The sequence below is a fragment of the Lactococcus sp. DD01 genome (assembly GCF_001578715.1).
GTDB classification, from domain to species: domain Bacteria; phylum Bacillota; class Bacilli; order Lactobacillales; family Streptococcaceae; genus Lactococcus; species Lactococcus petauri.
The window spans coordinates 17339-29482 of record NZ_KQ968946.1; the positions used below are offsets into that span (position 1 = coordinate 17339).

General features: G+C 32.3%; 13 protein-coding genes. 10 read left to right on the top strand and 3 right to left on the bottom strand.

Features of this window, described 5'->3' with window-relative positions:
- Positions 1–75: 75 nt before the first annotated feature.
- Both LACDD01_RS11040 and LACDD01_RS11045 read right to left on the bottom strand, forming a co-directional pair.
- Entirely contained in the window at positions 76–1425 is a 1350-nt protein-coding gene (locus LACDD01_RS11040; RefSeq protein WP_231863449.1) for a replication initiation protein, read from the bottom strand.
- Between the two features lie 652 nt (positions 1426–2077).
- The gene (locus LACDD01_RS11045; protein ID WP_231863450.1) at positions 2078–2815 is read right to left on the bottom strand and encodes an XRE family transcriptional regulator; all 738 of its coding nucleotides are present in this window, start codon (positions 2813–2815) and stop codon (positions 2078–2080) included.
- Positions 2816–3339: 524 nt separating this feature from the next.
- Here LACDD01_RS11045 and LACDD01_RS11055 point away from each other — a divergent pair.
- The 8 genes from LACDD01_RS11055 (at position 3340) to LACDD01_RS12710 (ending at position 9982) form a co-directional block, all read left to right on the top strand.
- Positions 3340–3528 (top strand): hypothetical protein, encoded by a 189-nt coding sequence (locus LACDD01_RS11055; RefSeq protein ID WP_061415284.1) that lies wholly within the window; start codon positions 3340–3342, stop codon positions 3526–3528.
- Between the two features lie 234 nt (positions 3529–3762).
- Entirely contained in the window at positions 3763–5220 is a 1458-nt protein-coding gene (locus LACDD01_RS11065; protein WP_061415306.1) for a DNA cytosine methyltransferase, read from the top strand.
- The gene (locus tag LACDD01_RS11070; RefSeq protein WP_061415286.1) at positions 5187–6362 is read left to right on the top strand and encodes a hypothetical protein; all 1176 of its coding nucleotides are present in this window, start codon (positions 5187–5189) and stop codon (positions 6360–6362) included. Before LACDD01_RS11065 ends, LACDD01_RS11070 begins: the two co-directional genes overlap by 34 nt.
- A gap of 148 nt (positions 6363–6510) precedes the next feature.
- Positions 6511–7443, top strand: a complete 933-nt coding sequence (locus LACDD01_RS11075; protein ID WP_082779311.1) for a Fic family protein — start codon at positions 6511–6513, stop codon at positions 7441–7443.
- Between the two features lie 41 nt (positions 7444–7484).
- Positions 7485–7895, top strand: coding sequence for a hypothetical protein (locus LACDD01_RS11080; protein ID WP_061415288.1), 411 nt, complete (start codon positions 7485–7487; stop codon positions 7893–7895).
- 28 nt (positions 7896–7923) lie between these two features.
- Positions 7924–9129, top strand: a complete 1206-nt coding sequence (locus LACDD01_RS11085) for a helical hairpin domain-containing protein (RefSeq protein WP_082779314.1) — start codon at positions 7924–7926, stop codon at positions 9127–9129.
- A gap of 18 nt (positions 9130–9147) precedes the next feature.
- A complete protein-coding gene (locus tag LACDD01_RS11090; RefSeq protein WP_061415290.1) occupies positions 9148–9363 on the top strand; it encodes a hypothetical protein in 216 nt (71 codons plus the stop codon).
- A 517-nt stretch (positions 9364–9880) separates the two neighbouring features.
- Positions 9881–9982, top strand: coding sequence for a putative holin-like toxin (locus tag LACDD01_RS12710; protein ID WP_023889634.1), 102 nt, complete (start codon positions 9881–9883; stop codon positions 9980–9982).
- A gap of 132 nt (positions 9983–10114) precedes the next feature.
- Here LACDD01_RS12710 and LACDD01_RS11100 read toward each other — a convergent pair whose 3' ends face one another.
- A complete protein-coding gene (locus LACDD01_RS11100) occupies positions 10115–10846 on the bottom strand; it encodes a hypothetical protein (RefSeq protein WP_061415295.1) in 732 nt (243 codons plus the stop codon).
- 177 nt (positions 10847–11023) lie between these two features.
- Here LACDD01_RS11100 and LACDD01_RS11105 point away from each other — a divergent pair, with 177 nt between their 5' ends.
- The gene (locus LACDD01_RS11105; RefSeq protein ID WP_255357197.1) at positions 11024–11341 is read left to right on the top strand and encodes a helix-turn-helix transcriptional regulator; all 318 of its coding nucleotides are present in this window, start codon (positions 11024–11026) and stop codon (positions 11339–11341) included.
- A gap of 254 nt (positions 11342–11595) precedes the next feature.
- Entirely contained in the window at positions 11596–11973 is a 378-nt protein-coding gene (locus tag LACDD01_RS11110) for a hypothetical protein (protein WP_061415299.1), read from the top strand.
- Positions 11974–12144 lie beyond the last annotated feature (171 nt).

The window sequence follows — 12144 nt, forward strand, 5'->3', positions numbered from 1 at the left end:
CTCCCTATATTACTAGGGAGTTGTGAGATTTTTATATTTTTAAATAAGAAGGGCTTGTTGAAGTTTTTAAAGCTATCACTTCCCATTCCAAGGCCCGTCCATAGGGATTGTAGGTATATCTGGTTTTTTTAAATCCTGAATAATTTGATACTGCTCTTTAAAATAACTTAAATAAGCCCTGTATTCAGAGTATCTATTACCAAAAAGAACTGAAGGTTTTAAATTACTCAATACTTCTGTATTATCACGCCATTCAAAAGCTTTCATTTCTTCAACCTGCATAAGTTCTTCTACAGGTACACCATTTTCAAGAAGAGATAGGATTGGTTTAATTAGGTTTATATCTTCAACATCAAAACATATACTTTCAGAATTTTTAGGTACAAGTTGATATATATTTTTTTCTGAGTTATATTCAAAACGTATGCTATGCAAATAATTTAAGTAGCTTATAACCATTTTGGCATCCTCAACAAAAGGACTCTTTTTCCCTTTTGGTGTACTTTTAACAGCAGAAGTAAGCTTATTTTTATAGGCCAAATCTCCGTTAAAGGGTGTAAATGTAAACTCAATAGAATGAATTTTTCTTCCAGAGAAATAATAAATATAATCTAGATTTTTTATTATTTGTTCTCCATCTGGAGTAGTTAATTCTTGAATTTCTTTAATTGCCTTATCTAAATATTTTTTACGGTTTTTCCTTAAGTCAAATAACTCATTTTGATCACGATGAACCTCCTCTTCAGTCTTTAATATCTTGAGTACTTTCTTATCAAAATCATCAATTCGCATTTTAGTACCTTTAGGAAAACTTCTAAATTCACTAATATAGCGGTAAATTCTCTTTGAGTATTTTGATGGTAGGTTGTTGTTGATTTCCCTATCATACTGAAGATGCTTAACTCTACTCCAGTCCTTAGAATTAATTAAATCATAGACATGAAGTGGTTCATCAATAATATTCCCTTGTGCATCAATCTGTTGAGGGCTTATCTCTGCATTTGATATTGTTAACTTGACTTCTCTCTTTGAACCATCAAAATCAATTACACTAAAAATATTTATAGTTTTCCAAGACTTAGGAGTACCATCATCATTAGTTTCACGTACCTGGTAGTAAGCAAAGTTTTTCAAAGCATCATTAAGGTGATACATAGCTTCTTGAAGTTTTTTGCCGTTATATAAGCTCCTCTTCCCACTCTTTCTCTTAAACCATAGTCCTCCAAGTTCAGCTAACTCTTGATAAGTAAAAGTTACAGGTTCTCCCTCTTTATAGCGGTCTCTAAGTTCTCCTAAGATAGCAAAAGTCATATTTTCACTTGTAGCATTAATGTCCTCAGTTGAAAACATTTCAGGTAACTGACGGCTATATTTTATTTCTTGTCTAAACTTTTTATTCTCTTCTAGTTCGTTTAATAAGTCCATGTTACTAATCCGTATCTCCTTTTAATCAAATCAAAAACGTATAGGTAATTCGTATAAAAAGTGTATTTGCAGTACACCTACACATTTTAATCGTAAAAAAAGTGCACTTTTTTGTGCCTTATATAGAAAAAAGCAAAAAAAATATTTGTTTTTACAAAAAAATTTATTGGAGTACAACTTTTTTACGATTTAAAAGTTATTTTTTACTAATATACACTTTTTTTACGGAGATGTCTAGAAAAAAGTGCAACTTTTTTACGATTCAGAGCATTAATTTTTGGAAATACACTTTTTTTACGTTTAAATACAACTTTTTTACGACGTAAGCAACTTTTTTACGGACAAGTACAACTTTTTTACGACAAAGGTGCACTTTTTTTACTCCTGTATGCAACTTTTTTACGACAGGGGTACAACTTTTTTACTCCTGTATGCAACTTTTTTACGACTGTATACAACTTTTTTACGACTGTATGCAACTTTTTTACGATTAAAAACCTTATAAACCCCATGGTTAAGCCTTAAAAAAGGCCCTTAACTGTAACTGTAACTGTAACTTATATAATATAACTATAACTTATTATTCTTAATAGGAGTAACTGATTTATTTTCTCAAAAAAAAAAATTAAAAGGAGCTTTTGCTCCTATTTTTTTATTTTTCTATTGGAGTAAAATGGTCTACAACTTTCCCAATAATTCTAGGATTCTCACTTAAGGGAATATATTTATCAGGAAAAATTAAATTACCATCTCCATCAATAGAATCGTTCAAAGAATGAAGCACTAAATATTTATCTTCAATTCTGACTGATTTTATATACGCTTGGCCACGTTCAACATCATCAACTGCACATATCTGACCAGGAAAATCAAGATAATTTTGATATTTAATCAAGGCAACTTCGCCGTAATGGAAATCAGGTTCCATAGAATCACCCTTTATCCAAACTGCTTTATCATATGCAATGTCTTGATCCCAATATACAGTTTCTTTGGTTTGAGAAGAAGTATAACCTTCACCATTTCCTGCAGATAAAGCTTGTTCCTCTTCAACTTTGTAGGGGATTAATGCAAAATGAAGTGGTAATATATTATTTTCTTTTTCTTGCTCTTCTAATTGTTTTTTTGCGTATGCTATTGTATTTTCTTGCCTAGCATTGTTGAGCTTCTGATATACAGGTAGAATTTCAGTATTATTTAAATAGTCTTCGGAGGTGTTTAAAAGTAAACATATATCTTTTAATATTTCTGGTCTTGGAAATCCTTGACCTTGTTCATACTTCCGATAAGCCTGCTTTGAAATTCCTAATTTTTTTGCAAAAGATTCCTGAGTGAACCCGTTCGCTGTCCGTAATTCTTTAAGTCTTGTTGCGAAAAAAATAAATTCCACCACCTTTATCATTCAAAACAAAAGTTAATGAATGAAGGTGCCTGTCTCTTAAATTCTCATTTGAAATGTTGAAGAACAATTTAAGTGAAAAGACCTAAATTAAATATCGTTAATACGTGCCTTGATGCACCTTGCAAATGAAAAAATAAGCAATGTAAGATACTGCTATTATACCATTTGTTAAGAGGGAAATCAACGGCTGTGTTTTTGCATGCTTGGTTTCTCTAAGTTATGCAAGCGTTAAATTCTTAACGCTTTTTTTGCGGATAAGGCACTCTAAATTTTAAACGGTGAATATGAATTTAGAGTGAAAGAGGTTCAAGTCCTCTTGTCCGCTTTATGTGGTTGCTGCCTGCTTAGGCAAGTGGCCGCATTTACTGCTTTGTATAATAGCTTTTTGCGGTTTATATCTCTCCACGCAAACCCTTTTGAAGAGAGAGTAGGTTCGACTCCTGCCAAAGCAATTAAAATCCAATATTCATTTCATAAGGCATTTAAGAAAATTCAATGGATCAACGATTGAAATGTTTGGAGATGAAAAAGGACAATTAATATATCCTTATGTATTGGTATCTCGAAACGGAAAAAAATATCCAATGTCAATTGAGAACAGAAAAAATTTTAAACTCATTCATAAAGTCTACCAAGATAGAAAAGTAGTTGCTGAAAGAGTTCATCGTAAATCTGATCTACGTTCTACAGGAAAGGCATAGGTGATCAATGATATTATCAACGCTGGTTACAACTATTGTACTATTTTTATTAGCATGTATATTATTTGGAGAAAATCTGGTAGTTACTCTTGCAGAGAGACTTAAAATGGATGATTGTAGACCACTATTAATACCTGTATTCATATTCTTTATGGTACTTAGTGGACATATTGCAGTACTTTTATCTCTCATATTTTTTAAATAATATACGTTATAAATCAGAAGGGTATGATTTTGACAGAATTAATAATAGACAATTTTGCAGGGGGCGGAGGAGCTTCCACAGGGATTGAAATGGCAATTGGTCGTTCCGTTGATGTAGCGATTAACCATGACCCTAATGCGATTGCAATGCATGAAGTGAATCATCCAAACACCAAACATTATTGCGAGGATGTATTTAATGTTGATCCAATAGAAGCTACAGAAGGGAAACCAGTGGCATTATGTTGGTTCAGTCCTGATTGTAAGCATTTTTCAAAAGCGAAAGGTGCAACACCAGTTTCTAAAAAGATAAGAGGGTTGGCATGGGTTGCCGTTCGTTGGGCAAAAGCAGTAAAACCACGTGTGATTATTCTTGAAAATGTTGAAGAATTTAAAACATGGGGCCCACTGTTAGAAACAGAAAAAGGTACTTATCCAGACTCTGAACATAAGGGGGAAACATTCGAGAAGTTTAAACATGAACTGGAAAAGTGCGGTTATAAAGTAGAGCATAGGGAACTTAGAGCTTGTGATTATGGTGCGCCTACAACAAGAAAGAGACTCTTTCTTATCGCACGTTCAGATAATCAGCCTATTGTTTGGCCAGAGCCTACTCATGCCCCTCAGGACAGCCTAGAAGTTCTCTATGGCTATAAGAAACCTTATGTATCTGCAAGTTCTTGCATTGACTGGTCATTACCAGGTCAATCCATTTTTGAAAGAAAAAGACCCCTTGCAGAAAATACAATGAAACGTATTGCAAGAGGATTTAAAAAATTTGTACAAGATGAAGCGAATCCTTTTATTGTTAGGATAGGGCAAACAGGGTTTGGGGGTGATAAGTTATCTTATTCTCTCAATCAGCCTTTAACGACAATCACAACTAAGGCAGAGCATTTATTGGTTACACCGACAATCATGGTAAACAATACAAGGCATTCAGGAAGTAGTTTAAAGAATCCATTGCCAACAATAACGACTGCAGGTAATCAAGCTTTAGTTTCTACATTTTTAGAAAAAGAAGAAGATACTCTAGCAGCATCCTATCTCGTTAAACATTATGGGGGAAGCTATCCAGGCGCAGGGATTGATTTAAGAAATCCTACGGATACAATTACACAAGTAGACCACCATGCCTTAGTTCAAGCCTTCTTGATAAAGTATTATGCTTCAGATACAGGTCAAAGACTCAATGAGCCACTTCATACAATTCCAACTAAAGATAGATTTGGTTTAGTTCAAATCAAAAACGAAAATTATCGCATTGTGGATATAACAATGAGAATGTTACAACCTCATGAATTATCTAAAGCACAAGGCTTACCAGAGGATTATATCATTGATAAAGACCCAGAAGGTAAGAAAGTAAGCAAGGCAGTTCAAACAGCGAGAATTGGCAATATGGTCGTTCCTCAATGTGCGAAAGCATTGGTTCAATCCAACTTACCAGAATTGTGTCTAAAGAGCTTAAAGAGCAAGCCTGCTTAATCCTAATAGATGATGCAAGCTCAATAATCATTAGAATTGAAGAACTTGTTGCTGATGGCAACTATCGGATACTCGATGATAAAGATTATCGTGAAGAGTACGTTGGTATGTTAAGGAACATTGACCATATCCTAAAAAATTACGATACGAAAAATGTATTAAATTCTTGCACGATAGTAGCAAGATGCTTAAAGGATTCAGTCATTGAAACAAACTTTGAGAAAACAACACGTAATGAAAATTGGATGTCTGATCGAGAAGATGATGAGGGAGAGCAGTTTCTTTTTGATGAAGGTGTGTATGCCGCAAGTGCTTATGAATATGAGTCTGTAGAAGAATTAGATGAGTGGCTCCTCAATGAAGAAGTACTAATTTCTGACGGTTTGGGTCATACAACAACATTTACAGAGCTTAAAAAAGAACTTCTTGAGCTTGAAGCCACTAAAGAAAAAAGAGAAGTATCAGGGGAACAAGTAGAAGAACCAAGCGAAACAAATACTTTAGGCGCAGATCCAGATATCAATAGGTATGAACAAATTATCCAGGAACAACAAGCTTCTTTAAATCTACTCCAATCACAGTTTGTTGAGTTAACCAAACAAAATGAGTTGATTATTGAAAAGTTAAATCAGAAGTCCGTTGAGAATACTGAAGACAACCAAAGTATGAAAAAAGTAGGTTCAAGTACAATAGAACTTGCTTTTGATCAAATTCCTCGATTAATCCAACTCAGTAAAGAGAAATTATCTGATGTAAAAAATCATCTGAAGGATAACATCAAGGCTAAATCTCAAAAAGGTTTAAGTGTCACTCTTGAAAAACTTAAAGTACTGGAAATTCTGGAGTCGATAAACAAGGGCCTAGATAGTCTCTCTCAGAAGGTTCAAAACTTAGATACACAATTAAAAGTATTGTCAGGTAAGCAAGTCAATGAAAAAGAATTATTGCTGCTGCCTGCTCCTATTCAGGAAGCTGCAGAGGAAATTATACAGAAAAAGAATGTCAAGATTGGTGAGCCAACACGGCCACAAAATAAATTTGAGGAACGTCTAGCTCAAGCAAAAAAGGATAATAAAGCTACTGCGGAAAACTATGCTAATCAAAAACAAGAGGTAGAAGTCTCACAAAGGGTCTACAAGTAAGGAGTGTTCCTTTTCTACTCTGGTGCTTTATGTTAAAATTGACAAAAGGTTATTTTTGAAAAAAAGAAGTGCTGCCTTACTTTTTTGAAGAAGACAGTACTTCTTGTACCAGGACTGAATAATTTAAAACAAAAGGAAAGGACATATAATGGAATTTAACGAAATTGACCGGTTAAAAACAGAAATGGATAATTACCGCCCTTTATCTTTAACTGAAGTTAAGGAGATTGAACGTCAAAAGAAAATGGATCATATATGGTCTTCAAGTGCAATCGAAGGAAATACATTAACTAAATACGAAACAATTTCGTTTTTAGAAACAGGTCTAACCGTTTCAGGTAAACCAATTAAAGATTATTTGGAAATATTAGATCTAAATGAAGCATTTGACTTTGTAAAAGAACTATCTACTCAAGATATTCAATATACTTTGGTTGATATTATGGATATCAATAGAATTGCCACCTTGAAAACATCCACTTCTTTAGGAGAAGCAGGAAAGTTGAGAAGAATCGATGTTTGGCCAAATGGTTTTCCAGAAGAAAAATACGTTTCACCTTCTAAAATTGAAGATGAAATGAAAGCTTTTTTGAAGTGGTATAATGAAGATAAAACATTACACCCTGTAGAAAAAGCTGCCTTAACACATTTCAAGTTGGTCAGCATTCACCCCTTTATCGATGGAAATGGTAGAACATCACGTTTGTTGATGAATATGGAGTTGATGAAGCACGGTTATCCTATCATCAATATTCAACCAGATAAAGAATCTCGTCAAGCATATATGGAGGCTTTGCAAGTTGGTAGAAATACAAATGATACAACAAAATTTGTAAAACTAGTTTCAGAGTATGTTAAATCTGAACTTTCTGAACGCATTGAAATCTTAAAGTTCAATCAAAAAGAAGATATAAAATTAGAAAAAAAATCACAATCTTCGATTTTCTCTTCCTTTGAAAGTAAAGTCTTAGATAAGAAACCTAATAATAAATTTGAAGAGCGATTGCAGAAAGCGAAAGCAGAACAGAAGAAACTAAATCCTAGCCAATCAACGCAAGAAACTAAAGGAAAAAAATTATAAAACAACTTCGGTTGTTTTTTTATTGAAAAAAAGGAAATATAATGGCAAATTATACAATTAAAGATTTTGAAAACCAACAATGCAAAATTTTCATTGAACAAAATATTCAAGATAAGACTGAAGTAATGAGCTATCAAGAAGATTCATTGCCACCACTCGGTGAACTTTGGCTTATGAAGTATGGTAATGCCAATGAAGAGTTCTATTCTTTAAGAATAGACACACCTGTTTCTGACTTAAATCATGGATTTTTAAAAGTAAAAAAACTTAATGAAGAATTTTTTAAAGAAAAAACGGCTAAAGCAAGACAAAATCATATATTTAACGCAATTGAAGTGGATCAAAAAAATATACTCATTCAAGAAAAATTTGTAACATTTATACATGATTATGAAATTACGGATAGAAGTTGGGATATTGATGATCCTGAGTTAATTGGTAAATATCCATAACCATATCATTTTCAACTCCACAAACCTTATGACAGGTAAGCAATTTGATTGGAAAGTGATCCAAAAAGGGCAAACAAAATCTGGGAAAGCCTTTGATGTTTCTAAAGATAAATTTGAAAAAGTTTCCGATAAGATTGCTTCAAAGTATGGTGCAAAAATAATAGAAAAATCCCCTTCAACTTCTCATCTTAAATATACAAAATGGCAAACTGAAAATCTCTACAAAGATAAAATTAAGCAACGCTTAAATTTTCTTTTGGATCATTCATCAACTTTAGAAGATTTCAAAATAAAAGCTGCAGCTTTAAATTTAGACGTCGACTTTTCTGGAAAGTGGACCACCTATAAACTTCTTGATGAACCTCAACTTAAAAGTACACGTTCCAGGACTTTAGATCGTTCTAAGTCTGGCAAAGAGAGTCAATTCAACAAATATAATATTGAAAGTATACAAGAACGCTTAAGCAGAAATGTGGGCCAATTTACTGTTGAGGATATCCTTGAGCGTTATGAAGAAAAAACAAATGCAATAAAAAATGACTTTGATATTCAAGTCACTATAGAACCGTGGCAAATTTCACATACAACTTCAAAAGGAATTTATCTTAATGTTGACTTTGGAGCCATGTATAGTGGTCAAATATTTATTGGTGGCTATAAGACAGAACGACTAGAAAATGGAAATGTCGCACTTTTCCTCAAAAACAAAGATTTCTTTTACTTTATGAATGAAGAAGGTGCGGATAAAAATAAAAACATAACAGGAGCTACCCTGGCACGACAATTAAGTTTGTATAACGGTATTGTCCCTCTGAAGAAAGAACCTCTTATTTCAGAAATTAATGAACTTGTGGATGCGATAAATTTCTTAGCAGAACATGGTATAAATAAAGGCACTCAACTTGAAAATTTAGAGGACAAACTTCATGAAAGCTTGATCCAAACAAAGGATCGCCTACAGCATTTAGATAAGAAAATTATCCAACTCAATCAACTTGCCAAACTCTTTTTAGATGATCCTGAAAGTCCTGAACTACAGAAAAGTATTAAAGAGCAAAGACTTCTGCCAGACATTACTTTATCGGAATTGACTCAAGAAATTGCTTCAATAAAATCCAGTCGTAATTTGTTAAATATAAAATTTGAAACAACCGTTGATGAGATTAATCAATTCAATGAAATTAAAGCTGCAGCGCAAGAAAAAACAAAAGAAGCTCAGCACCCCTCACTATGATATTGAAATGGAGAAAATATGAACTACCTAGAAATTGTAAATGCAAAAAATAAATTTATCCATAATTTAAAAAGCTTATCCCATGAGGATATAATTGAATTTTTGAATTTTAATCGTTACCACCACAAGAGACCTTTTCAAGAAATATTATCTCTTTTTGTACAAGCCCCTTTGATTTTTGGAAAGATTTCACTGAAGAAACACAAGTACAGTTTAACCAAAAAGAAGTCATAAGTATTTATGACAAAAATGGAAATTTACTGGAACAACTTTTTGATATTACTCAAGTTGAACTCTGCAGCATTCCTGAAATTAATAATATTGTTCTTACTGAAGAGGTTAGAACGTTAATTGATCATTTTATCGATGAAAAATGTAAGAGCCTTAAACATTCAGAGCATAATACTATTATCCTACTTTTAAAATATAACCTTTACGAAGAATTAGGGATTCTATTAAACAATGATCAAGATTATCACGTACTCTTAAACGACTTAATTTATGCTTTAAAAACTTCAACTTCAATAGATAAAATTGTGGAAGTTTTTAGCACTGTAAATAAACTTACTACTAGCCTCTCTAAACAAATACAGAACAACTACAAAGAACATTTATATTTTTAAAATAGACAACACCTCACAAGTCAAATGGCTTGTGAGGTGTTTTTTTGTTATAATTATAGGGTAGAGTTTATGAACAGTAGCCTGATTGGAGGTGATGCCATGGTTTTAGTGGCAATTCCTCACAAAACATGAAAGGCGAAAATTTTTTGACTGTTTACCAGGCATTGAGTCTTATGATTGCTTTTGCAACATTAATGATTCTTGTCATAAACACAAGTAACAAAAAATGACCGTTCAACTTAGCACGTAAGCGGTCATTTTGATTGAATAGTGCTACCGTTCTTAAAACGGCTACATGGGACTTGTTTGCAACAAGTCCTTTTTCTTTATTATATGACTTTTTTTCACTTTTTTCAATCGTTTTATTCTTTTTTCCTATATTCCAAAGGGATATTAAAATAATTAGAACCAGATTCATTCTCAAGTTCCATGACAATTGGAATCTCTCCTATATAAATTTGTTTCTCGGCTAATTTATAGTCCATAGGCTCCCAGTTCATAACTGCTTTACCATCAAGCACCCTAAATATATAGTAAATTCTATCTTCTTTATCTTTTTTCTTTAACACAAGATGTTTGATTGGGTAAGAACTAACTGCGCTATTAGTAAATTCTAGGACTTCTTCAGATAATGTTTCATCTGTACTTATATTTTTCAAATCAACCCAAAAATCAACTTTATCTTTATCATCTAAATAGCCTGGCCATTTTGATAATTCTGAGTTTAAAGTATCAGTCAAAAGTTTTGAAAAATTTATTTTCACTCTATTTCCAAAGTTATTTAGATATTTAGGAATTGTTACCGTTTTTTTTACCATTGTGTTAATTTCACGATCTCTTACTAAGTCTGTATCTATATTGAGAGTAACTAGTGTTTCGCCTGAATTCAAATCAATGTTAAATGGTTCGAGTGCTTCAGGAATATCTTCCCCAGCTTCTTCTCTTGCTAACAGCCACTGACCCAAACTTTCTTCGATATTTTTTATTGCTGATTTAACGCTTCCAGATTTCCCTTTGATAAATGGTATTTCCTCAATCATAATTTCTATTCTTCCATCTACTTTACTCATTTTCCCAAAATAAGTGTAATTCATTTCATTATCCTTCTTTCCGATGTAATTTAAATACGCTATTTTTACGTATTATTAAAACTTCTTATGGGTGTATTGTATCAGATATCCTCAAAATTGTCCACTGATATAGCAATGTAAAAAAGTATTCATAACATGGTATAATTAAATTATACGAGTGTAATTAAAAACAACAATAATTTGAACAACCATTTCGCAAAGCAAATACATATTATTAGAAAAAATAACAGATTATCTATGTCAGAATTTGCTGATTCTCTTGGAGTTACAAAATCTCGAGTCAATATGTGGGAAAATAAAGGTGTAATCCCTCGACCTGATTTACTAATTCTAATTGCTCAAAAATATAAGACTCCTCTTCATATCCTTTTCGGAATCGAGGAAATCTCATCAAAGAATGATAAACAAAGCTCTTTATTCCAATTTCTTTTAACTCTAGACAATAATCAATTGGAAAAAGCAGATAAAATACTTAGAATTGTATTCGACAATAACTAAAAATAGAGTGTTCAGAAAACCTCCATTTTCTGAATACACCTAAAATGCTTTTCTAATAATAATAGACAATTTTAAAAATATGTGTTATAATCAACATGTGAAATTATTCACGATGAAACTTTAGGAGATTTTATGGAAAAGAAAAAATTAAAAAAATCACAATTGGTTTTGCTACAGTAGCAACATTATTTACTACACTTGCACCGTCTGCAACAGCTTTAGTAAGTGCTGATGAAGTTAAACAAGAAATTGTTATGAGTAATAGTGCTGACCTTCCTTTACCTACAGGGAAAGAGGTGTTATTGGATGATGTGCCGTTATCTGAGATGATTATGATTAATGGAATCGCTTATGATTCAAAAGGTAATATTATTGTTGAGCAGTATGGAGATAGCTTAAAAAGAGGGAAGATGAGTTTAGCTATCAAAGCAATTAGAAAAGCTTATAAGAAGCTCCCTCTAGCAGTAAGAAATACAATTGAAACATTTACTAAATTGGAAGTACTGCTTGGGACTCTGGATCATTGGACTGGGGCTGTAGAGGATGGAATATTCTGGGCATGTAAACAAGTAGGAATGCCTGATGTAGCTGCACGATTTGTTGCTAAAGCTCTTACTGCGGTAGCTTTATGATGATTAGATTGATATTTGATATAGTATTTTTAGTTTTAGGTATATGTAATATTTTTTGGAATTTAACTGGAGAAATTAAAATAATACCTTTAATTTTTAGTTTTGTTTTCTTAATCGTTATGATACTTGAAATAGATAGTTATATAACCAATAAAAAAAAGAACAATAAAT